Annotated in this window: 29 protein-coding genes; 24 read left to right on the top strand and 5 right to left on the bottom strand. The window is 33.7% G+C overall.

The window, feature by feature from the left end; translation table 11 throughout:
* Positions 1-135 precede the first annotated feature (135 nt).
* Entirely contained in the window at positions 136-861 is a 726-nt protein-coding gene (locus GON26_RS19545) for a tetratricopeptide repeat protein (protein ID WP_160376459.1), read from the bottom strand.
* 6 nt (positions 862-867) lie between these two features.
* Positions 868-1449, bottom strand: a complete 582-nt coding sequence (locus tag GON26_RS19540) for an RNA polymerase sigma factor (RefSeq protein ID WP_160376458.1) — start codon at positions 1447-1449, stop codon at positions 868-870.
* A 124-nt stretch (positions 1450-1573) separates the two neighbouring features.
* On the opposite strand from GON26_RS19540, the gene GON26_RS19535 reads away from it, so the two are divergent.
* From GON26_RS19535 to GON26_RS19510, 6 genes are all read left to right on the top strand, one after another.
* Complete coding sequence (locus tag GON26_RS19535; protein WP_160376457.1) at positions 1574-1873, top strand: hypothetical protein; 300 nt, start codon at positions 1574-1576, stop codon at positions 1871-1873.
* Between the two features lie 83 nt (positions 1874-1956).
* Complete coding sequence (locus tag GON26_RS19530) at positions 1957-2934, top strand: hypothetical protein (protein WP_160376456.1); 978 nt, start codon at positions 1957-1959, stop codon at positions 2932-2934.
* A gap of 184 nt (positions 2935-3118) precedes the next feature.
* Positions 3119-5071: a PKD domain-containing protein gene (locus GON26_RS19525; protein WP_160376455.1), complete on the top strand. Its 1953-nt coding sequence runs from the start codon at positions 3119-3121 to the stop codon at positions 5069-5071.
* A gap of 116 nt (positions 5072-5187) precedes the next feature.
* Positions 5188-7812 carry a CHAT domain-containing protein gene (locus GON26_RS19520; protein ID WP_160376454.1) on the top strand — a complete coding sequence of 875 codons (2625 nt, stop codon included), beginning with the start codon at positions 5188-5190 and terminating at the stop codon, positions 7810-7812.
* Positions 7809-8246: a retropepsin-like aspartic protease gene (locus GON26_RS19515; protein WP_160376453.1), complete on the top strand. Its 438-nt coding sequence runs from the start codon at positions 7809-7811 to the stop codon at positions 8244-8246. The genes GON26_RS19520 and GON26_RS19515 overlap by 4 nt, the downstream gene beginning before the upstream one ends.
* 122 nt (positions 8247-8368) lie before the next feature.
* Positions 8369-9820, top strand: coding sequence for an RNA-binding domain-containing protein (locus GON26_RS19510; RefSeq protein ID WP_160376452.1), 1452 nt, complete (start codon positions 8369-8371; stop codon positions 9818-9820).
* Positions 9821-9928: 108 nt separating this feature from the next.
* Here GON26_RS19510 and odhB read toward each other — a convergent pair whose 3' ends face one another.
* Together odhB and GON26_RS19500 are read right to left on the bottom strand one after the other, a co-directional pair.
* Positions 9929-11206, bottom strand: a complete 1278-nt coding sequence (odhB, locus tag GON26_RS19505) for a 2-oxoglutarate dehydrogenase complex dihydrolipoyllysine-residue succinyltransferase (RefSeq protein WP_160376451.1) — start codon at positions 11204-11206, stop codon at positions 9929-9931.
* A 193-nt stretch (positions 11207-11399) separates the two neighbouring features.
* The gene (locus tag GON26_RS19500; protein ID WP_160376450.1) at positions 11400-14174 is read right to left on the bottom strand and encodes a 2-oxoglutarate dehydrogenase E1 component; all 2775 of its coding nucleotides are present in this window, start codon (positions 14172-14174) and stop codon (positions 11400-11402) included.
* A 116-nt stretch (positions 14175-14290) separates the two neighbouring features.
* Between GON26_RS19500 and GON26_RS19495 the strand changes: the two genes are divergently transcribed.
* Positions 14291-14839, top strand: coding sequence for a hypothetical protein (locus GON26_RS19495; RefSeq protein ID WP_160376449.1), 549 nt, complete (start codon positions 14291-14293; stop codon positions 14837-14839).
* A gap of 105 nt (positions 14840-14944) precedes the next feature.
* On the opposite strand, the gene GON26_RS19490 is transcribed toward GON26_RS19495, so the two are convergent.
* On the bottom strand, positions 14945-15130 hold the full coding sequence (locus GON26_RS19490; protein WP_160376448.1) for a class I lanthipeptide: 186 nt from the start codon (positions 15128-15130) through the stop codon (positions 14945-14947).
* 187 nt (positions 15131-15317) lie between these two features.
* Between GON26_RS19490 and GON26_RS19485 the strand changes: the two genes are divergently transcribed.
* From GON26_RS19485 to GON26_RS19405, 17 genes are all read left to right on the top strand, one after another.
* Positions 15318-17129: a helix-turn-helix domain-containing protein gene (locus GON26_RS19485; protein ID WP_160376447.1), complete on the top strand. Its 1812-nt coding sequence runs from the start codon at positions 15318-15320 to the stop codon at positions 17127-17129.
* Between the two features lie 713 nt (positions 17130-17842).
* Complete coding sequence (locus GON26_RS19480) at positions 17843-18025, top strand: class I lanthipeptide (protein WP_160376446.1); 183 nt, start codon at positions 17843-17845, stop codon at positions 18023-18025.
* A 6-nt stretch (positions 18026-18031) separates the two neighbouring features.
* The gene (locus tag GON26_RS19475; protein WP_160376445.1) at positions 18032-18199 is read left to right on the top strand and encodes a class I lanthipeptide; all 168 of its coding nucleotides are present in this window, start codon (positions 18032-18034) and stop codon (positions 18197-18199) included.
* Positions 18200-18212: 13 nt separating this feature from the next.
* The gene (locus GON26_RS19470; protein WP_160376444.1) at positions 18213-18395 is read left to right on the top strand and encodes a class I lanthipeptide; all 183 of its coding nucleotides are present in this window, start codon (positions 18213-18215) and stop codon (positions 18393-18395) included.
* A gap of 7 nt (positions 18396-18402) precedes the next feature.
* A complete protein-coding gene (locus GON26_RS19465; RefSeq protein WP_160376443.1) occupies positions 18403-18573 on the top strand; it encodes a class I lanthipeptide in 171 nt (56 codons plus the stop codon).
* A 13-nt stretch (positions 18574-18586) separates the two neighbouring features.
* Complete coding sequence (locus GON26_RS19460; RefSeq protein ID WP_160376442.1) at positions 18587-18754, top strand: class I lanthipeptide; 168 nt, start codon at positions 18587-18589, stop codon at positions 18752-18754.
* A gap of 513 nt (positions 18755-19267) precedes the next feature.
* Positions 19268-19414, top strand: coding sequence for a class I lanthipeptide (locus GON26_RS19455; RefSeq protein WP_160376441.1), 147 nt, complete (start codon positions 19268-19270; stop codon positions 19412-19414).
* Between the two features lie 27 nt (positions 19415-19441).
* A complete protein-coding gene (locus GON26_RS19450) occupies positions 19442-19600 on the top strand; it encodes a class I lanthipeptide (protein WP_160376440.1) in 159 nt (52 codons plus the stop codon).
* A 32-nt stretch (positions 19601-19632) separates the two neighbouring features.
* Entirely contained in the window at positions 19633-19797 is a 165-nt protein-coding gene (locus GON26_RS19445) for a class I lanthipeptide (protein WP_160376439.1), read from the top strand.
* Positions 19798-19813: 16 nt separating this feature from the next.
* The gene (locus GON26_RS19440) at positions 19814-19972 is read left to right on the top strand and encodes a class IIb bacteriocin, lactobin A/cerein 7B family (RefSeq protein ID WP_160376438.1); all 159 of its coding nucleotides are present in this window, start codon (positions 19814-19816) and stop codon (positions 19970-19972) included.
* An 8-nt stretch (positions 19973-19980) separates the two neighbouring features.
* On the top strand, positions 19981-20136 hold the full coding sequence (locus GON26_RS19435) for a class I lanthipeptide (RefSeq protein WP_160376434.1): 156 nt from the start codon (positions 19981-19983) through the stop codon (positions 20134-20136).
* Between the two features lie 27 nt (positions 20137-20163).
* Complete coding sequence (locus tag GON26_RS19430) at positions 20164-20316, top strand: class I lanthipeptide (protein WP_262885443.1); 153 nt, start codon at positions 20164-20166, stop codon at positions 20314-20316.
* Positions 20317-20326: 10 nt separating this feature from the next.
* Positions 20327-20482, top strand: coding sequence for a class I lanthipeptide (locus tag GON26_RS19425; protein WP_160376436.1), 156 nt, complete (start codon positions 20327-20329; stop codon positions 20480-20482).
* Positions 20483-20499: 17 nt separating this feature from the next.
* On the top strand, positions 20500-20655 hold the full coding sequence (locus GON26_RS19420) for a class I lanthipeptide (protein WP_160376435.1): 156 nt from the start codon (positions 20500-20502) through the stop codon (positions 20653-20655).
* A gap of 24 nt (positions 20656-20679) precedes the next feature.
* Positions 20680-20835, top strand: coding sequence for a class I lanthipeptide (locus tag GON26_RS19415; protein WP_160376434.1), 156 nt, complete (start codon positions 20680-20682; stop codon positions 20833-20835).
* 23 nt (positions 20836-20858) lie between these two features.
* On the top strand, positions 20859-21014 hold the full coding sequence (locus tag GON26_RS19410; RefSeq protein WP_160375836.1) for a class I lanthipeptide: 156 nt from the start codon (positions 20859-20861) through the stop codon (positions 21012-21014).
* Positions 21015-21042: 28 nt separating this feature from the next.
* Entirely contained in the window at positions 21043-21198 is a 156-nt protein-coding gene (locus tag GON26_RS19405) for a class IIb bacteriocin, lactobin A/cerein 7B family (RefSeq protein ID WP_160375835.1), read from the top strand.
* Positions 21199-21232 lie beyond the last annotated feature (34 nt).

Below are 21232 nucleotides of genomic sequence, written 5' to 3'. Positions count from 1 at the left end.
GTTTTGGGACTAGTTTCATTTAAAAACGAATCCGAATTTAGGACTTAATTCTTAAAAAAGTTAATTTTTTGAGAAAAAAGCGACAATGTTTATACATTACCTTTCACGATTTTGACTTTCAATACTTTAAAATAACTAATCTAATTCGCTGAGAAGTTTCTGAACCTGTTCGGTATTTTCATAATCAGCAGGAATTGTCAGCAAGATTTCTTTGGTGGCTTTGTAGTCTTTCTGTTTTAATTTGGATAAAGCCAGTTGCCAGATGGCTTTGTTTTTGTAAACAGAAGTTCCGGATTTTAACTCATTAAAAACCGTTTCTGATTTCTGAAACTGATTTTCCTGAAGTAATGAAATGCCATAAAAATATTGAATTTCAGCCGTTTTGTTTTCTTTTAAAATAGTTTCAAAAAGCGAAATTGCCTGCTTGTATTGCTTGTCGTTAAAGGCAATTTCAGCCTGTTTTAAAGCTGCTTCAGTAGTACCTCTTTCTGTAAAATAAGCTTGCTCGGGCTGATTGAAATCTTCAAAACGTGGATTAGAATTTTGATTCACAAAGAAAACTCCAATCAAAACTGCAACCGAAGCGGCAACAGCATAATACCAGGGTTTCAATTGGATTACTTTTGGTTTTGAAGATTTAAAATGGGCTTCCGAAATAGTTTTAAGATTGGCTTTAAAAGCTTCGCGTTCTTCCGTAATTCCAAATTTATTGGTTAGCTGAAGCTGCATTTCTTTGAATGTTTCAAAGGCAGAAGCCAATGAATCATCCTGAGCCAATTGGCTTTCAAAAGCATTTTTTTCTTCAACAGACATTTCATTCTGAAGGTATAAATCAAATAAGATGTAATTTTCTTCGTTCATGGCGGGTTACTTTTTTAACGATTTATAGATTTGGGCTTCCTGAATCCACTGTGTTAACTGCCCTACGCACAACGATTTCTTTTTACGGACATAACCATAGGTTACCTGCAGTTTTTCAGCCACTTCTTCCATTGTTTTCAGGGTAAAACTCCATTGCAATACTTCTTTGCATTTGTCGCCTAACTTTTGAAACATGGTATCAAAAAGCTGTTGTTTTTCGTCGAAAGCTTCGGTTTGTAAAATCATTTCCTGAGTAGATTCACTCATAGATGCTAAATCTTCGTTGATTGTTACCCCTTTGTTCGAAGTTTTTTTCAATTCGTTGAGCCATTTTCGTTTACACAATAAAAAGAAATAAGCATCAAAAGGACAAGTCAGATTCAAAGTCCCCGCCTTGGCCTGATTAAAAAGTAAAATCATAATTTCCTGAACAACATCCTGCGCCTGATCTTCATCGCCTGAGTTGTTCCTTATATAAGCAACCACCTTCGGAACAAACTTCTTATAAATAGACTGAATGATTGCCGAATTATTATTCGCCAGTCCTTCAATATACATTTGATCGGGATGAGATGTTCTTTTTTCCATATTGAAAATTATCAGCTAATGTAAAAAAAAGAATTCGAAAAAAAATTACTGCAAATGGGGTAACAATCCAAACAACAAATTGATATGAGTAAACAAAGGGTTTAAAAATCAAAAAACAGCCAAAATGGAAACATACCAATTTACAACCGAAAAAGAGTTTGCCAAATTCCAGAAAACACTTTCTACTAAAATCAACAACGGATTTGTTATCATCGAACGCAATGACAAATTACCGTATGTGGTTTTGAGAAAAGAAAAAAAACAGATCGATCATGCATTTCATTTGTTTTTGACTTTTATCACAATCGGACTTTGGTCAGTAGTGTGGATTTATTGGATCATTACATTAAATAAGAAGAAAAATATTCTGGTCGCGGTAGATGAAGACGGAAATATTTTTGAAGAAAAATGCCTTTCAGAATAAATTCAAAAAAAAAATAAAAAGAGGGGTAACAATTACAAAAGGAAAAACATCTATTACTATATAACTATTTAAAACTAGAAATCATGAACACAAATTTTAAAAAAATCGGACTATTATTCTTAGCTATAACCTCATTTGTAAGTTGCGACATTTCAGACGGAGATGATCCTGTAATTATGCCGCCATCAAAAGCTGCCTTTACGAACATCAGAGAAGCTGCTCTGGAAAACAAAACACAAAAATTTACACTTACTGCCGGAACTGGAGTTATCACGCTAACTTCTGCTAAAGGAGTAAAAATCAACATCAACGGCGATTGCCTTACTAAAGCCGGAAATGCGGTTACAGGAACGGTAGATATCGAATACGTAGAGCTTTTTGACAAAGGCGATATGCTGGTAACCAATAAACCAACAATGGGTTTAATGGCTGACGGAAAGAAAAATTTATTAATTTCAGGAGGAGAGTTTTTTATCAGAGCGACTCAAAACGGACAAGACTTAGTCACTTCCTGCAACATTAATCTTTTAGTACCTGCAAATCTTACTGGAGGAGTTGACAACGACATGACTTTATGGTTTGGAAATATCGACGAAAAAGACGATCTGGTTTGGAGAGAGGTTAAAGATGGAGGCGATGGCGGAAAAGGTGGTGTACAAGGCGAAGGAACCAATTATTATGTAACCTTTGGAAACTTTGGATGGACAAATGTAGATAAATTCTATAGCGATCCAAGACCTAAAACAACCATTTTAGTTGACGCTCCTGAGGGTTATGACAACGACAATTGCGCCATTTATTTGTCTTACGATGGCGAAGGTCAAAACGCATTGGCAAAATTAGACACTTATACAGCCGAAGGTCTTTTTAGCGAACATTACGGTCAAATTCCGGTTGGTTTAGCATGTCACATCATTTTTGCGACCGAAGAAAGTGGTCAGTGGCGTTATGCAATCAAAGCCGTTACCATTGCTGCCAATCAAACCTATACGTTTACTTTGGCCGAAACTACGATAGGCACAGAGGCGCAGTTAGTAGCCGCAATCAATGCTATTCAGTAACTTACAAAATACTTTTCAGGAAAAAGTGGTGATTTGCTCATCACTTTTTTTTACATTTAAAAACAATTTGAGATTCGGTTTTATGAATTTCAGAAGCTAATCCTGCTGTCCGCTATATCTTTTCCTGGCTAAAGAAGCCAGAAAAAGGATGCCGCTTCCATCAGGGCTAAAAAACTCCTCGACTATGAAAAAACTATTGTACTGCTTTATTTGCCTTTCATCAGCAATGGTGTTTTCGCAAGCCAAAGTAAAAGATACCATAACCCGAAGAGCCAATATTACGTACAGTCAAAAAGGAAATGCGGTAACTTTCAAACCAGAAACGCCGCCATTAATACCTATTGCAGGTGCACCCAAACCAAGCTATTCGTATCTCTGGGAATTAGGAGATGGTCATTACAGCAAACAGGCAGAACCCAAACATGTGTACAAAAAAAAGGGAACCTATACAGCCCGCCTTGCTGTAACCAATAATTATGATAACGGAAAACCTCCGGCAACACGGCCCAAAAAAGTGGCGGTAAACGAAATAGAAAATGATCCGTCTCAGGATATTGCCTCGATTGCAGATCAAAACGGATTTGCAATTCTGAAAAACTGTGACCCCATTCCGGATCAGGAAATGGTAGTCGTGCTGAGTTATCAAAATCTGGAAAATTATGTAGCCAACGGAAAAATATATCTCTTCTATAATGAGAAAGAATTCAAAAACAATAATTTTGAATTACTCGATTTCAGGACCTATGCCGGCGAAAGAGAAGTTCAGGAAAACACGATCGCAGCCGTAAACGATCTGGACGATTCGAAGACCTATTTGGCTACAGCCGAAAACACTTTTAAAACCAAAAAATATAAAAACACCACTACCGAAGAAGATTTAGAAGCGTCACTTGCCGAAGCCCATAAAATCTATAATAATGTTTCGATTGTGGAATTTGACGAAGCGAATCCTTCCGAAACACGCAATATTTTTTATACTTTCAAAACTACCCCTGAAATGATAAAAGATACCAGCGCAACAGTTACGATGCGTGGGATTTTTGTGCCCAACAGAAGTTTTAAAAATCATAAAATTAAAAACCTTGAGATGGAAATCGTGACCTCTCACGACCCAAATAAAATGAGTTCTACCGGAAGTTTAATCAACTACAGACTGGTTCGGTTTAAAAGAGTGAAATTTAAAACCCGTTTCCAAAACGATGGCGAAGGACCGGCAAGAACGATTCGTCTGGAAACTGATATTCCCGATATGTTTGACAAGAAAACATTTCAGATAGAAGGAATGTATCCGGAATGTCCTATTTGTCCAAAAGATGAGGTGCCTACAACAAGCTGTCTGGACACGATTATCAAGCAAAAACAAATTTTCTTTACTTTCAAAAATATTTATCTGCCGGGAAGTAATCAGAAAAATGTAAAAGAAAAAGACAGCACACAAGGTTTTGTTCGTTATTCTATGAAATTCAGTGAAGACTTTCATAAAGTAAAAACCAAAAGCAGAACGGCAATCATCTTCGATAAAAATGAACCGATTATCACCAATTATGCGACAACCCGATTTTTACCCGGTATTTCTATTGGTGCCAAAGCAGGTTATAATTTCTATCCCGATTTAGAAAAATCGACCAGTTATTTTGTGGGCGCAACGCTTTCTCCGTTTAAATCCTATCGGTTTTACTGGCAGGTAGAGTGGGTCAATGGACTCAATACATACGAAAGCGACATAGCCGTAACCGATAATACAGGTGGAAATCAGGACGGAGTAAAACAATTACAACGAACGACAACTACTACAGAATTTAAAAATATCAATTGGGAAATTCCAATTCTGATCCGTTATAACATTAATAATTATATCGGAATCGGAGCGGGTATTCAGGCCAATGTAAATGTTTCTGAAGAGAAAATTCAAAGCCTGAAAATTGAAACTTTTGAAGGTCCCGATGACCGGTTTTTGATTAATACCAGAAGTGCTTCCACCTCAGTTAAAAACTCTTTTACGGGTTATAAAGCAGGACTGTTGTTTGATTTAACCGCTGGTTTTGCCCGAATTGGACCAAGTCTTGGTGCGCGATATGTGATGAACTTCGAGCAAAATTTCAATTATATTCAGGTGTATGGAATCTGGAAATTTTAAGAGTTATTACACAGAGCTGCACAAAGATTTATCACAGAGATACACAAAATTAATTTTTAATTCTCTGTGAAACTTTGCGAAAACTTTGTGAACCTCTGTGAAATAAATAGACTTTTATGACAAAACTATATTGCTATATTTTAATCTTCTCTACACTGATTTTATTCGGACAAAAACCTATTGCTCAGGAAGATAAAATATACAATGCAATTGATGTTTTTGTTGCCAATCCTTCTGCGAAAGCATTGCAAAATTTAAGGAATACTGAAGCTGCTTTTTGGAAAAATCCCAAACCAAAAACTAACGGGGAGTTATTGGCAATTGTTGTTTTAAACTGCAACAAAGCCTATTATGAAAACCAGTTCGGGCAAACCAATCAGGCGGTAAAAAGCTATGAAAAGGCCTGGCAATTGTATCAAAAAAAGAAATTATCCGATTATGATATTATCGAATACTGCCTGAAGCCTTTGGGCAATTTATATACGATTCTGGGCGATTATAACAATGCCGAAAACACGATAAAGCAATATTTTTTTATCGTAAATACAACTAAAAATTATCCGGATTCGGGTAAACAGAAATTTGCTGCTATTCTGAATTTATCCAATGTGTATCAGAGTTCAGGGAAAAATGATTTGGCTATCGAGCTGCTCGAAAGCACTTTGAAAAGCGAGAAATTATCCGAAGTACAAAAAGGTATTTTATGGAATAATTTAGGGAATAGTTATTTGCTTAGTTCTAAAAATATAATATTGATTAGAAACGCCGACAGTAAGGCAGAACAATCATTTTATTCTTCCATAAAATATTTAAAAAATGAAAAAAATCAATCCGAGACGCTTTCTAATTCCTATCGAAATTTAGCTGCACTAAACCGACAATGGCAGAATTTTGAAATCGCCAATACTTATTTTGAAAAGGCTGAAAATTTGTTTTTGCAAATCCCAAATCCACCAGTTCGAAAAAAAGCAAAATTATTTTACGACAAAGCCTTATTACTTTTTGATCAAAAAAAATATAACGAAAGTTCGGTTCAGATTGCAAAAGTATTTTCTGTCCTGATTCCGAATTATGCTGTTAATCAAAACAATCTGCCTGATAAAAACCAACTCTATTCTGAAACTGTTTTAATGGATGCTATTGACTTAAAAGCTGAAATTTTATTAGAACAAAATCAACCTAAAAAGGCGCTTGAAGCATTCGGACTTTCCTTTAGAATAGAGGATTTAATAATGAATACGTTAGTTTTCGAAAATTCTAAAATCATTACACAATTACGGGCAAGAAACCGTACCGAAAAATGTATTTCGATTTATGAACTTTTATATCAAAAAGAGCAAAAAGTTGCTTATTTAGAAAAAGCTTTTCAATTGGCCGAAAACACAAAATCGGGTATTTTAAAGGATTATCGTTCGAATGTAAAAACGGCTTCAACTGAAGAAAAAAAGCTTTTAGAGCAACTTCAAAACCTGAATAATGACATTGTAAAAGAACAGCAAAAGGGTAATTCAGCCAATATTTTAGTTATTAACAGCGCAATCAGGAAGCAAAATGAAGCAATGCTTTCTTTAAAAAAAATACAATCTGAGAAACCCGATTTTATTCCTGAAAGTTGTGATTTGGAAAGTCTGTTTACCAAATTAGAAAAAGAAAAAGCTTTTATGATTTATTATTTTATGGGCTATGAAAAAATGTATTATTTTACTTTTCAGGATAAAAAAATACAACTCAATAATATCAATATCTCGCATGTGGCAATTCCGAAAATCGTTCAGTTTATTGATTATTTTAATGATGCAAATACCATAAACAAAAATGTTTCAGGCTACAACAAATACGGAAAAGTAGCCTATGATGTTCTCAAATTGCCTAAAAGCAGTACACAGAAAAATCTCATCATAATCCCAGACGGCATCTTAAATTTTCTTCCTTTTGAAGCTTTAATCACAAAAGAATCCAGCACGACTAATTTTGCTAAAATGCATTATTTTATGAATGACTTTAAGATTGCCTATAATAATTCGGCTTCCTTTTATCTGAATTCGGGTTCTCTTTCCTCCAATAAAAAAAGTGTTTTAGGTGTTTTTCCAATTTTCGAAAAGACCAATTATGAGCTGGCATATTCCAAAAAAGAATTACAATCGATACGTAATAATTTTCAGGGAAAATATTTAGAAAATTCAGAAGCCAGTTTTTCAAATTTCAAACATAATGCTCCTGAATATTCTATTTTGCATTTAAGTACACACGCTTCTTCAGGAGATATTGAAACGCCGGCCAGTATTAGGTTTTATGATCGGGAAATTCTTTATTCTGAATTGTATAATTTTCGGATAAACCCAGATTTGGTCGTTTTAAGTGCTTGTGAAACCGGAATAGGTAAACTCTACAAAGCTGAAGGAGCAATGAGTGTCGCCAGAGGTTTTCAGTTTGCGGGCGCTCAGAATTTATTATTTTCTTTATGGAAAGTAAACGATTATACCACGGCAATCTTCATGGATGATTTTTACAAAAATAGTAAAAACGGACAATCGTATTTTGAAGCCAATGCCAATGCTAAAATCGATTTTTTGAATAATCCTGATATTTCAAATGATAAAAAATCGCCTTATTACTGGAGTGCTTTTGTGTATTACGGAAGCATTTCGGCTCCGGAAGAACAATCCAATTATATTGTTTACATCATTAGTTTATTGGTTGTAATTGGTTTATTTTTGATATTCAATCGCTATCGAAAATGAAAGACCTCCACGAGATTCTGAAAAAAGAAAAATATAAAAAGATAAAATTCAAAATCATTAAAACACAGCATTTATTAATTAAAATAAAAATTAATGGTGTTTTTGGAAATTTTATTCTGGACACGGGAGCCTCCAATTCCTGTGTGGGTTACGAAAGTATCGAACGCTTTGCATTGACTACAAAAAACTCCAAAACCAAAGCCGCAGGAGCTGGCGGTACCGGAATGGATACGCAAATCTCGAAGCACAATGTATTACAGCTGGGTTCCTGGAAAAACACTGATTTCAGTTTGGTGATTTTTGATCTTTCGCATGTCAATGAGGCTTTACAGCAATACAAAGCAAAACCGGTTCATGGCATAATTGGTGCCGATGTTTTACTGGAAGGAAAAGGAATTATTGATTATTATAATCATTATTTGTATTTGAAATAAAAAAGTTATCAACAACTTCAAGCAAAACAAGAATCTTATTTGATGGTTATTTGACAAATAGATGTATTTTTATATATAAACCCAGTAAACACAAGACATTCTTATTTGATGGTTATTTGATTATGGAAGAAAAGAAGTTAATAAATATAGTAAACGACTTAATTAAACAGCCTAACGAAAGCGAGTGGGTTGAATTTAAATTGAATTTTCATTCAGCTGAAGAAATTGGGGAACGTATTTCTGCATTATCAAATGGAGCTTGCCTACATAATCATCCTTTTGGATATCTAGTTTTTGGTATTGAAGATAAAACTCATAAAGTTGTTGGAACCACTTTCAAAATAAAATCACATAAAAAAGGTGGGGAAGAATTAGAAAGTTGGTTGATGAATCGATTATCACCAAAGATTGATTTTAGGTTTCACGAATTTAAATATGAAGATGGAATACACATATCGATGATTATAATTCCATGTGCAGAGAACCGCCCTATCGATTTTTTACATACATCCTATATAAGAATAGGAAGTTATACCAGAAAATTAAGTGATTTTCCTGAAAAAGAAGGCAAAATTTGGAGAAAGGCACCAGACAAACCATTAGAAAACCGTATTGCGAAGGCAAATGTCACATCATCGGAAATAATAAATTTACTAAATTCTCAAACCTACTTTGAACTATTAAAACTTCCATACCCCAATACACAGGAAGGTGTGATTGAAAAATTTATCTCTGAAAAATTCATAAAAAAGAATAAAGAACATTATGACATAACAAAATTAGGAGCTATTCTTCTAGCTAAAAACCTCGAAGAATTTGATGAGATAGGGAGAAAAGCAGTTCGAGTAATTGTTTATAAAGGAAAAAATAAAGTAGAAACGATAAGAGAGCAAATAGGTAAAAGAGGATATGCAGTTGGTTTTGATGGACTAATTGACTGGATTAATGGACAATTACCAGCTAATGAAGAAATTGGAAAAGCTTTTAGAAAAGAGACAAAAATGTATCCTGAGATTGCAATTCGAGAATTAGTTGCAAATGCCCTTATTCATCAGGATTTTAATGAAAAAGGATTTCCTATGATTGAAATATTTTCAGACCGTATTGAAATTTCAAATCCAGGTCTTCCATTAATAACTCCACAACGTTTTATTGATGAATATATTTCTCGGAATGAAAAATTAGCTGATATTTTAAGGAGGTTTGGAATATGCGAAGAAAAGGGAAGTGGCATTGATAAAGTAATTTTTTACAATGAAATGTTTCAGTTACCAGCTGTTGACTTTATTGTTTCAGAAAAAAGAACAAGAATTACAATGTTCAGCTATAAAGAACTTAATCATTTAGATAAAAAAGATAAAGTTAGAGCCTGTTATCAACATGCTTGTTTGCGTTATGTTTCCAATGATATAATGACAAATCAAAGTTTAAGAGAACGATTTCAAATTGAAGAACAAAATTCAGCAATAGCATCTAGAATTATAAAGGAAACTATAACCGAAGGATTAATAAAAGATGATGACCCGTCTAGTAATTCAAGAAAATATAAAAAATATATTCCTTTTTGGGCGTAAAATATATTTCTTAAATAGTAATTAAATTTTGAACTAAATACTAACAAAAAATCCCAAACTCCTTATAATTGGAATTTGGGATTTTTATATTGAAAATTATTTTAAAACTTATAGTTCCAATGCTCTTTTAGCATCACCATTCATCAATAATTCTAATGGGTTTTCTAAAGCTTCTTTTACAGCAACTAAGAAACCAACTGACTCACGACCGTCGATAATTCTGTGGTCATAAGAAAGTGCTACGTACATCATTGGGTGAATTTCAACTTTACCGTTTACAGCAATCGGACGCTCAATAATATTGTGCATTCCTAAGATTCCTGATTGAGGAGGGTTGATAATTGGTGTAGATAACATACTTCCGAAAACACCACCATTTGTAATAGTAAATGTTCCACCAGTCATATCGTCAACCGTAATTTGACCATCACGAGCTCTTAAAGCCAATCTTTTGATTTCAGCTTCGATTCCACGGAAAGTTAATAATTCAGCATTACGAACAACAGGAACCATCAAACCTTTTGGTCCTGAAACTGCGATAGAAATATCAGCAAAATCGTAAGCTACTTTATAATCGCCATCCATCATAGAGTTAACGTCTGGGAATAATTGTAACGCTCTTGTAACTGCTTTGGTAAAGAAAGACATGTATCCTAAACCAAGACCACCGTGTTTCGCTTTGAAAGCATCTTTGTACTCATTACGAATTTGGTTGATTGGGGTCATGTTAACTTCGTTGAAAGTCGTTAACATTGCTGTTTCGTTTTTAGCAGCTACTAATCTCTCAGCAACTTTACGACGCAACATAGATAATTTTGTACGCTCCGTTCCACGGCTTCCTCCAGTTGGAGTTCCCATAGAAGGTACTGCGTTTACAGCATCATCTTTAGTGATTCTTCCACCTTTACCAGTTCCTGAAACTGTTGCTGGTGCTATATTTTTTTCGTCTAATATTTTTCTAGCTGCCGGAGATGGTGTTCCTGCTGCATAACTTGTTGGTGCTGGCGCTGCTGCTGGCGCTGCTGCTGGCGCTGCTGCTGGCGCTGCTGCTGGCGCAGGTGCTGCTTTTGGTGCTTCAGCTTTTACTTCAGCTTTAGGAGCTTCTGCAACTGGTGCTGCCGCTGCCGGAGCATCTCCTGCAGGTTTTGCTGCACCTGTATCGATTAAACAAACAACAGCTCCTACTGCTACTGCATCACCTTCTTCAGCTTTTAGCGTAATGATTCCGCTTGCTTCTGCTGGCAATTCAAGAGTTGCTTTGTCTGAATCAACCTCTGCAATAGCCTGGTCTTTTTCTACATAATCTCCGTCTTTTACTAACCAAGTTGCAATTTCAACTTCTTTTATTGATTCCCCTGGTGATGGGACTTTCATTTCTAAAATCATGTCTTTTTAATTTAAATTATGAATTTTATATTTTTAATGTTCTAAAAAGAACTTAATCATTCTGTTTTTTTAGCCCCGATAGAAGTGGAAATCCTTTTTATTTTTTCTTTAAAAATAAAAAGATTGCAACGAATAGCGGGAATAGCTCCTAAAAATATTTATTTTAGTGAGATTGCTTCGTTCCTCGCAATGACTATCTAAATAAATCTTTATCAAAAACCATTCTGATCGCATCGGCGTGACGACGTTTTGCACGTGTGTAACTTCCTGATGCTGGTGCAGCGTAAGCCTTTAATGAAGCCAATCTCCATTTTATAAAATCAAAGTTCATCAACATAAAGCTATAAGCTCCCATGTTTTTAGGCTCTTCCTGTGCCCAAACATAGTCGTCTGCATTTGGATATTGTGCGATGATTGCTTTGATTTGCTCTGCTGGGAAAGGGAATAATTGTTCGATACGAACAACTGCAACGTCTTTTCTTCCGTTGTTTTCTCTTTCGGCAACGATGTCATAGTAGAATTTACCAGTACAGAAAACCAAAGTTTTCACTGCTTTTTTATCTACTGTATTATCGTCAATAGTTTCCTGGAAAGTTCCTGTTGCTAATTCTTCTACAGTAGAAACACATCTTGGATCACGCAATAAACTTTTTGGAGAGAATACTACCAAAGGTTTACGGAAATTTGTTTTCATTTGTCTTCTCAACAAGTGGAAGAAGTTGGCTGGCGTTGTACAATCGGCAACATACATATTATGTCTTGCGCAAAGTTGTAAGTAACGCTCCATTCTTGCAGAAGAGTGTTCAGCACCCTGACCTTCGTATCCGTGTGGTAACAATAAAACAATCCCGTTTTGGTTGTTCCATTTATCTTCTCCACAAGAAATATACTGGTCAATCATAATTTGAGCTCCGTTAGAGAAATCTCCAAATTGTGCTTCCCAAATCGTTAAAGCTTTTGGATTTGCCAATGCATATCCGTAATCAAAACCTAGAACTCCGTACTCTGATAAAAGAGAGTTGAATACGCCAAATTTTCCTTTTTTGTTTTCGATTGCATCTAAAAGAATTACTTCTTCTTCAGAATCTTCTACTTTTACTACCGCATGACGGTGAGAGAATGTACCACGCTCTACGTCTTGTCCAGAAATACGAATATCAAATCCTTCTGTTAAAAGCGAACCGTAAGCTAATGCTTCTGCAGTTCCCCAGTCAATAGTGTTGTTATCGTATCCTGCTTTTCTGTCGGTAACAATTTTAGTTATTTTATTGATGAACTTTTTGTCTGATGGTAAAGTCGAAATGGTGTTGATAATAGAATCCAATCCTTTTTTATCAAAAGAGGTATCTACTTTTTGCAACATTACATTATCAGAAACTTGTTCAAAACCATTCCATTCATTTTGCATGAAAGGTGTAATGATTGTCAAATCTTTTTTGCGGGAAGCCTGTAAATTTTCTTCCATCAAAGATTTGTATTCTTTTTCTAAATTATTTACATAAGTAGCATCAATTACACCGTCTGACAATAATTTCTCAGCATAAATATCTCTTGGATTTTTATGTTTTGCGATGATTTTGTATAAAACAGGTTGTGTAAAACGAGGTTCGTCACCTTCGTTATGACCGTATTTTCTATATCCTAATAAATCGATAAATACGTCACGCCCAAATTGCATTCTGTAATCTAATGCAAAAGATACTGCGTGTACCACAGCTTCAGCATCATCAGCATTTACGTGTAATACTGGCGAAAGTGTAACTTTAGCAACATCTGTACAATACGTTGAGGAACGGGCATCAAGATAGTTAGTTGTAAAACCAACCTGGTTGTTGATTACGATGTGAATCGTACCGCCTGTTTTGTATCCGTCCAGCAAAGACATCTGAATGATTTCGTATAAGATACCCTGACCAGCAATGGCAGCATCACCGTGAACGGCGATAGGCAATACTTTAGAGAAGTCGTCAGCGTAATATTTGTCTTGTTTTGCACGAGTGATTCCTTCAATTACAGCTCCAACCGTTTCTAAGTGAGAAGGGTTTGGTGCTAAATTGATATTGATATTTTTTCCTGTTCTTGTTTTTTTGTCGGCAGTAAGTCCTAAGTGGTATTTTACGTCACCATCAAAATATTCCTGATCGTAATCTTTACCATCAAATTCTCCGAAGATATCCTGAGTCGATTTGCCAAAGATATTTGCCAAAACGTTCAAACGTCCACGGTGTGCCATTCCCATTACAAATTGCTCTACTCCTTTTTCAGCAGCTTGTTCGATTAAAGCGTCTAAAGCCGGAATGATTGATTCTCCACCTTCTAATGAAAAACGTTTTTGTCCCACATATTTAGTGTGCAAAAAGTTCTCGAAAGAAACCGCCTGATTTAATTTGTTAAGGATGATTTTCTTTTCATCAGTAGAAAAATTAGGCTGATTAACATTTACAGCCAGTTTATCCTGAATCCATTTTACAACGCCAGGATTTCTGATGTACATGTATTCGATACCAATATGCTGGCAGTAAATAGATTTTAAGCGATTTACGATGTCCTGTAAAGTACATGGAGCAACACCAATCACTTGTGCAGCATCAAAAACTGTTGATAAATCCGCTGTTGTTAAACCGAAATTTTCGATATCCAATGAAGGAGTCGTAACTCTACGGTCACGTACTGGATTTGTTTTGGTAAACAAGTGACCACGAGAGCGGTAGCCATCAATTAATTTTAATACATTGAATTCTTTTTGTAGTTTGTCAGAAACTAAACTGCAATCTGCGTTGTCGCTAGTCACATATTCAACAATCTGTTGAACTGGATTTTCGTCATTATAAACCGTTTGTCCAAAGTCGAAACCCTGAAAGAAACTTCTCCAGCTTGGCTCAACGCTATCTGGATTTACTAAATACTGATCATATAATTGTGCGAAAAACTCTGTATGCGCTGCATTTAAAAATGAAAACCTATCCATAATATTAGTGAATATACTTTTTGTTAAATAGAATGGCAAAAGTACAACAATCGATATTATTTAAATCTTTTTTTTACGTACTTTTACGTAAAAATTTGTTAAAAATAGACTCAACTATGAAGAAAAATCAAATTTCAATCGTTTTCAAATCATTTTTTGTGATTTTGATAGCTTTATTTTCGAATTTTAGCTTCGCTCAACAGGAAAATTATGTAATCGATAACAGTAATCATTTTTGGGATAAAGTACAATTTGGAGGAGGACTTGGTTTGGGATTTGGTTCCGGATACACCGATATTTCGGTTATGCCAAGTGCAATTTATAATGTAAACGAGATTGTGGCAGTGGGTGTTGGATTGCAATTTGGGTATTTGTCTTCGAAAAACAATTATAGCTCTTTTATATATGGAGGAAGTTTGGTAGGACTAGTAAATCCGATTCCGCAAATTCAATTATCTGCCGAGCTTGAGCAAGTCCGTGTTAACACTGATTATAACTTTGAAGGAGGTGATTTTTCAGATAATTACTGGAATACGGCTTTGTATCTCGGAGCTGGTTACAGAACCGGCAATGTAACTATAGGCGGGCGCTACGATGTTTTGTTTAATGATGACAGAAGTTTGTATGGGTCAGCTTTTATGCCTTTTGTGAGAGTGTATTTTTAAGAGGATTAAATACTCAAGGTTTAAAGAGCTTTGCCTTTAAAACTTATATAAATAAAAAGAGCGACTCCATTGAGCCGCTCTTTTTGTTTTTATGGTTTAGCTTAACTAAGCAGGGCAAAACATGGAATACATACTTCGTGGATTTGTATGGTTTGCTACTGCAGCTACTGTATCATTTATTGCTCCTGAAACTTCGTCTCCTCCACCTACAATTTGTCTTGCTTGATCTGAATTAAGTTCTACGATATTAGTTTTTTTTAACACTAATTTTTTTATTGTAATTTTTTTCATAATCTTTGGGTTTTAAAAGGGTTTTGAATTGTTTTAAATGAGTTTTGATTTGCGTTGAATTGCTTTGTAAAACTATCTCAAAATAACCTTAAAAAAAAGCCCATAATCCCCAGATTTATAAAAATAGCCTACCTAAATACAAATCTAACGCATTGATTGTTAATGCTTTACTTAAAAATAAACAAGTATGAATGGATTAACTAAGGCCTGCAGTCTGATTTTATTATTTTTGATGAATTTTGCCTTTTCTCAGAATAAAATAGAGACTTATAAAGATTCTGTTAAAACGTTGCTATATACCAATCCCACAAAAGCAAAATATTACAGCCATAAATTACTAAAGTACTCTAAATCAAATGATTTAGAGGAAGATGAAGCAAGAGCTTATTGTTTTTTAGCCGATTTGAGTGGTGCCTTAACTCAAAAGGACAGTGCTTTTTATTATTTTGATAAAGCAATATATAAAGCCAATGATATAGATAATGAAAAGCTGGAAATGGTTTTCAAAATCAATAAAGCGAATTATCTCTTTAATGAATTTGACTTCCAGGAAGCACTTAATTTATATGAAGAATGCTCCACTTTATCAAAGAAATTAAAGGATAACAACGCTTACAATTATATTTCGATTAAAAAAGGAAGTATTGCTTATGAATTAGAAAGATATCAGGACGCTTTAAAAATCTACAAAGAAAACCTTAACAAAAAAGGATTTGATGATGTTAGTAAACTGGATATAAAATTAGGTCTTGTAAAAACCTATATTAATTTGAATAAACAGGATTCAGCCCATATTTTTATAAAAAGCGGTATTGAAGAATCACAAAAAAGTAACCTAAAAGAGCATGAAATCCATTTTTTGTCTCAACAAGGCTTAATTTACATTGATAATAAGGACTATTCGAACGCTAAAATAACCTTTGATAAAGCCTTACTTATTGCTCAAAAAATTCAAAGTAATACTTTAATTACGGAGATAAACATTAAAATTTCTAAATTATATTCAATCCAAAAAGAGTATAATAAAGCTATTTCCCTTTTAAAGTCCATAGTAGCTGACGAAAAAGCATCTAATATACCTATCGAAAATTTATCAGAGATCTATTATCTATTAGCTGAAAACTATAAATCTATTGAAAATTTTTCGGAATCAAATTATTACTACAGTCAGTTTATTGACAAATCAAAAAAAATTGGTGAAAAACGAATTGAAGCAATAGATCATTTACACAAAATAGATATCAACGAAAGTAAAGAGCGTGAAACAGAGCAAAAAAATCAGAAATGGATTTTATTGGGTTTAACGAGTCTATTAATTCTTCTTTTTATTGGATTCTTTATTAGAAGGAGAAGAGAAAGTATTCAAAATCAGGTAAAATTTGAGGAGTTATTGCTCAAAATTAAAGATTTCGAAAATCAACCCGTTAAAAATAGCGAGGAAAACCTCCAGAATAATGTTCTAATCAGTAAAAATGAAAGTATTGAAGAGGACATCGATAATCACCAGGCAGAAGAATTTGAGACAGAACTTGTTGCTAATTCTATTATAACGATTGATCAGGATGTAAATGAGGAAGTATTTCAGGATAATAGTAATGAAGGAGAAGAAACGACTAATCCTCATTTTATTATAAAAGATGAAACAAGAACAGAGATTTTAGACAAACTTATCAAGCTTGAAGAGAAGAAATTGTTCCTGAGACAAGACTTTACGCTGCATAATGTCGCTAAAAGGCTTAAAACCAATACAGCTTATTTGTCTAAAATTGTAAATAGTGAATTGGATAAAAACTTTAGTTCGTACGTAAATGAGTTAAGAATCAACTATATTATTATAGAATTGAAGAACAATTCGAAGCTAAGATCGTATTCAATTAATGCAATTGGAGAAGAAATTGGGTATAAAAGTCCAGAGTCATTTACCAAATATTTTAAGATTGCAACCGGTATTAGCCCCTCTATTTACATAAAAAAGATAAATCAAATGAAAGAAAGTTAAAACATGTTATTTTAGCATAACTACCTGAAAAACAAGTATTTAATTTCGTATAGAAACCCCCTTATTTTATAAATATGGGGGTTTTTCGTTTTTTTTACAGGAAAAAAAGATTTTACTTTGTCTCAGAAATAAATCGAATATCAGATTGTTTCAATTGGGTTTTGAAAAGGTGGTGAAAATGAAAATGAGTAGCCACTTTCAAATCCGAAAAAATAAAACAGAGTGTGGAGACTCTGTTTTATAAGGTAATTTAACAAAACGTAATACCTAACAAGATTGCCAGAAATTACTTCTGCAAAAGTAAAAAAAAATGTGTTTCATAAAACTTTTTTTTTACAATTTCTAAAGTACTTCTACAAAGCATTACTTGTTAGCTTTTAAAAACAAAGTTTATGACAACGGGTAATCAATCCAGTCCAAAAAGACTAAGTAAAAATTCAATTTTTAAAATTGATGACAATCAGGATGTAAAACAATCTAAATCGTTGTTTTATAAGCTAAAAAAGAGCATTAAAAGATTTTTTAAATAAACCGGCCTGGAAATATTCCAGAACTCGTTAGCGCTCATTTGCGTATTATTTGAAAGATAAGTTTGATCCATTTAGAAAATCTTGATTTTCACGGAACCTGGCTGAAATTTATTTTAGTCACAGTATGATTATTTGAATCTCTGATTCGGAAAAAAAGCACTATTAATTAAAATTTAACTAAAAATGAAAAAACAAAACCCAAACAACAAGCTGGCTTTCAATAAAGTAGCTGTTACAGAATTGAACACACAACAATTAAAAAATGTTAACGGAGGCGTTAAAGGAGAAGAACTTACGGATCCAATTTCAGGATGTTTTTGTGTCCCTGTTTCGTTTCAATTAACCATTATCAAACAATTAAATTAAAAACACATGAAAAAGATAATCATATCGAACAAACTGGCTTTTAAAAAAGCAGATGTTACAGAATTAAATGATAATTCATTGAATGAAATCAATGGTGGATCTACCATTATTGGAGGAGATAACTGCACAGGATGCTGTTGTTTAAAAATAAGCCTGGTATTGGAACAAATGTAATTTTGATATTCAGATGAAAAAACAAAACCCAGACAACAAGCTTGCTTTTAATAAAGTAGCTGTTACAGAATTGAATTCACATCAATTAAAAAATGTGAATGGAGGCGTTAAAGGAGACGAACTTACGGATCCAATTTCAGGATGTTTTTGCGTTCCTGTTTCTTTAAAATTAACCATTATCAAACAAGTAAACTAAATATAAAATGAAAAAAACTACCATGGATAACAAGCTTGCTTTTAATAAAGTAGCTGTTGCAGAATTAAATGACAATTTGCTGAATGAAATCAACGGAGGTTTATCTACAATTGTAGGTGGAGACAACTGTACTGGATGCTGCTGCTTACAAATAAGCCTTGTATTACAACAAATGTAATTTACAGCTGAAGATGAAAAAACAATCCTCAAACAACAAGCTCGCTTTTAATAAAGCAGCTGTTGCAGAATTGAATGAAAATCAATTGAACAATATCAACGGTGGTATTGAAGAATCAAGAAATTTGATAAGAACGATCATTATCACTACTGGATACGGTAGCTGGTTAACGGTGGTGTAAAAACAGATCGAACATTCGGTATTGTCGATGGTTTGACAACAATGTTTACATAAAATAAAACAGAGTGTGGAGACTCTTTTTTATAAGGAATAATAACAAAACGTAATGCTATAAGTTAGCCGGAGATTGCTTCTGCAAAAGTAAAAAACATTTTCATTATGGTTTTTACAACTTCAAGAGTACTTCTTCTATACAGCACTTATTAGCTCAAAATGAAATCTTTGGCTAAGGACGTATTTGCCTATATGGTTAATACTGTCCGGCGGCCAAAACAGATGACATCTTTATTAAAAGATTATAAACGAATGTTTATCGAATAAACTGTAGCTAATCATTTTAGTAAATAGCAGTATACCTAAATCCCGCTAAAAGTTGACTGATTTTTCAGTTCAGGTTTATAGCATGAGGATTGGTATGCTCAAAATTAAATGGAAAGACTAGATTTTTTTTAGTGATTGTTCCTGTTAAGAACATTCATTCAAAATAAATGTAAATAATTTAAAACACATCAACATGAAAAAACAAAACCCAGGCAACAAACTTGCTTTTAACAAAGCTGCAGTTACAGAACTGAATGATAGTCAGATACAAGAGATAAATGGAGGTATTGATTCTATAAGAAGCATTCCGATTACCATCTATATTCTGACTTTACTTTAAAATTAATAACTAATTAATCATTATAAAATGAAAAAACAAAACCCAAACAACAAGCTTGCTTTTAATAAAGTAGCTGTTATCGAACTAAATGATAATCAAATGTACGAGATAGATGGTGGTACTGGTCCAGCCTGCAGTGTAGCAGTAGTGGTAAGTATTACATATTTAATCTACCAGGCACTTTAATAATTATCTAAAAACCCACAACTACAAAACCCATGAAAAAACAAAACCCAAACAACAAGCTTGCTTTTAATAAAGTAGCGGTTACAGAACTGAACGAAAATCAATTACAAAATATAAATGGCGGTACATCGATAGATGGCGGAGGAGATACCTGCACCGGCTGCTGTTGTGTTCAAACTTTGTTATTACTGGTTTAATAGAATTTCTATTTACATGAAAAAACAAAACGCAAACAACAAGTTAGCTTTCAATAAAGTAGCTGTTGCAGAATTGAATGACAACCAATTACAGGCTGTAGAAGGTGGAATCACTCCTGGAATCGTAATAGGTTTTGCAATAGGCTTACTTCTTAGTCAATTAGAACATAACTAAACCTAACTATGAAAAAACAAAACCCAAACAACAAACTGGCTTTTAGAAAAGCAGTTGTTGCAGAATTGAATGATAATCAGTTACAAGACGTAAACGGAGGAAGTATAATCTCAGTTGCAGTTACCATTGCACTAAGTATTCTTGTTGACCAATTACTTGACTAATTATTAACTAATTAAATAATTAAAACCATGAAAAAACAAACCATGAATAACAAGTTAGCTTTTAACAAAGTAGCTGTTGCAGAATTAAACGACAGCCAATTACAAGCAGTAGAAGGTGGAATTGATTCAGTATTACTTCCATTGAGTATCGCCACACTATCCATATTAATTCAGTTTTAATACTAAACCAATGAAAAAACAAAACGCAAATAACAAGCTTGCTTTCAATAAAGCAGCAGTTGCAGAATTGAATGAGAATCAATTACGAGATGTAAATGGAGGAACATCGGGTTTATATGTAGGAACAACGAGTCTTCTATTAATAACAATAGCAGTTGATTTATAACCAACTAATATATAACTATGAAAAAACAAAACCCAAACAACAAACTGGCTTTTAGAAAGTCAGTTGTTACAGAATTGAATGACAATCAGTTACAAGACGTAAACGGAGGAAGCTTACTCTCGGTTTTAGTTACTATTGCAGTAAGCATTATCGTTGATCAATTACTTGAATAATTAACCCATTAACTAAAAATAATTATGAAAAAACAAAACCCAAACAACAAACTGGCTTTTAGAAAAGCAGTTGTTGCAGAATTGAATGACAATCAGTTGCAAGACGTAAACGGAGGAAGTATAATCTCAGTTGCAGTTACCATTGCACTAAGTATTCTTGTTGACCAATTGCTAGATTAATTAACCATTAACTAAAAATAATTATGAAAAAACAAAACGTAAACAACAAGTTGGCTTTCAACAAAGTAGCTGTTGCAGAATTAAATGACAACCAATTACAAGCTGTAGAAGGTGGAATCACTCCGGGAATCGTAATCGGACTTACGATCTACATCGTAATCGACAAAATGTTAGACTAATCCCTTAACCCATTAATTAAAAATAATTATGAAAAAACAAAACGTAAACAACAAGTTAGCTTTCAACAAAGTAGCTGTTGCAGAATTAAATGACAACCAATTACAAGCTGTAGAAGGTGGAATCACTCCGGGAATCATCATCGGATTGACAATCAGTATTGTAATCGACAAAATGTTAGACTAATTCAATTAACCATTAATTAAATAAATTATGAAAA

This window comes from Flavobacterium hydrocarbonoxydans (assembly GCF_009789235.1).
In the GTDB taxonomy this organism is placed as follows: domain Bacteria; phylum Bacteroidota; class Bacteroidia; order Flavobacteriales; family Flavobacteriaceae; genus Flavobacterium; species Flavobacterium hydrocarbonoxydans.
The sequence above is the reverse complement of the archived record's forward strand: the minus strand, read 5'-3'. Positions and strand labels throughout refer to the sequence as shown.

Coding starts and splice junctions, on each gene's coding strand:
- GON26_RS19510 (WP_160376452.1), top strand. CDS start 8,369: ATGGAAGAAAAGAAGTTAATAAATATAGTAAACGACTTAATTAAACAG.
- GON26_RS19490 (WP_160376448.1), bottom strand. CDS start 15,130: ATGAAAAAAATTACAATAAAAAAATTAGTGTTAAAAAAAACTAATATC.
- GON26_RS19460 (WP_160376442.1), top strand. CDS start 18,587: ATGAAAAAACAATCCTCAAACAACAAGCTCGCTTTTAATAAAGCAGCT.
- GON26_RS19520 (WP_160376454.1), top strand. CDS start 5,188: ATGACAAAACTATATTGCTATATTTTAATCTTCTCTACACTGATTTTA.
- GON26_RS19425 (WP_160376436.1), top strand. CDS start 20,327: ATGAAAAAACAAAACGCAAATAACAAGCTTGCTTTCAATAAAGCAGCA.
- GON26_RS19415 (WP_160376434.1), top strand. CDS start 20,680: ATGAAAAAACAAAACCCAAACAACAAACTGGCTTTTAGAAAAGCAGTT.
- GON26_RS19540 (WP_160376458.1), bottom strand. CDS start 1,449: ATGGAAAAAAGAACATCTCATCCCGATCAAATGTATATTGAAGGACTG.
- GON26_RS19470 (WP_160376444.1), top strand. CDS start 18,213: ATGAAAAAACAAAACCCAGACAACAAGCTTGCTTTTAATAAAGTAGCT.
- odhB (WP_160376451.1), bottom strand. CDS start 11,206: ATGATTTTAGAAATGAAAGTCCCATCACCAGGGGAATCAATAAAAGAA.
- GON26_RS19420 (WP_160376435.1), top strand. CDS start 20,500: ATGAAAAAACAAAACCCAAACAACAAACTGGCTTTTAGAAAGTCAGTT.
- GON26_RS19485 (WP_160376447.1), top strand. CDS start 15,318: ATGAATGGATTAACTAAGGCCTGCAGTCTGATTTTATTATTTTTGATG.
- GON26_RS19405 (WP_160375835.1), top strand. CDS start 21,043: ATGAAAAAACAAAACGTAAACAACAAGTTAGCTTTCAACAAAGTAGCT.
- GON26_RS19475 (WP_160376445.1), top strand. CDS start 18,032: ATGAAAAAGATAATCATATCGAACAAACTGGCTTTTAAAAAAGCAGAT.
- GON26_RS19515 (WP_160376453.1), top strand. CDS start 7,809: ATGAAAGACCTCCACGAGATTCTGAAAAAAGAAAAATATAAAAAGATA.
- GON26_RS19410 (WP_160375836.1), top strand. CDS start 20,859: ATGAAAAAACAAAACGTAAACAACAAGTTGGCTTTCAACAAAGTAGCT.
- GON26_RS19545 (WP_160376459.1), bottom strand. CDS start 861: ATGAACGAAGAAAATTACATCTTATTTGATTTATACCTTCAGAATGAA.
- GON26_RS19430 (WP_262885443.1), top strand. CDS start 20,164: ATGAAAAAACAAACCATGAATAACAAGTTAGCTTTTAACAAAGTAGCT.
- GON26_RS19445 (WP_160376439.1), top strand. CDS start 19,633: ATGAAAAAACAAAACCCAAACAACAAGCTTGCTTTTAATAAAGTAGCG.
- GON26_RS19535 (WP_160376457.1), top strand. CDS start 1,574: ATGGAAACATACCAATTTACAACCGAAAAAGAGTTTGCCAAATTCCAG.
- GON26_RS19525 (WP_160376455.1), top strand. CDS start 3,119: ATGAAAAAACTATTGTACTGCTTTATTTGCCTTTCATCAGCAATGGTG.
- GON26_RS19455 (WP_160376441.1), top strand. CDS start 19,268: ATGAAAAAACAAAACCCAGGCAACAAACTTGCTTTTAACAAAGCTGCA.
- GON26_RS19465 (WP_160376443.1), top strand. CDS start 18,403: ATGAAAAAAACTACCATGGATAACAAGCTTGCTTTTAATAAAGTAGCT.
- GON26_RS19435 (WP_160376434.1), top strand. CDS start 19,981: ATGAAAAAACAAAACCCAAACAACAAACTGGCTTTTAGAAAAGCAGTT.
- GON26_RS19500 (WP_160376450.1), bottom strand. CDS start 14,174: ATGGATAGGTTTTCATTTTTAAATGCAGCGCATACAGAGTTTTTCGCA.
- GON26_RS19450 (WP_160376440.1), top strand. CDS start 19,442: ATGAAAAAACAAAACCCAAACAACAAGCTTGCTTTTAATAAAGTAGCT.
- GON26_RS19480 (WP_160376446.1), top strand. CDS start 17,843: ATGAAAAAACAAAACCCAAACAACAAGCTGGCTTTCAATAAAGTAGCT.
- GON26_RS19440 (WP_160376438.1), top strand. CDS start 19,814: ATGAAAAAACAAAACGCAAACAACAAGTTAGCTTTCAATAAAGTAGCT.
- GON26_RS19530 (WP_160376456.1), top strand. CDS start 1,957: ATGAACACAAATTTTAAAAAAATCGGACTATTATTCTTAGCTATAACC.
- GON26_RS19495 (WP_160376449.1), top strand. CDS start 14,291: ATGAAGAAAAATCAAATTTCAATCGTTTTCAAATCATTTTTTGTGATT.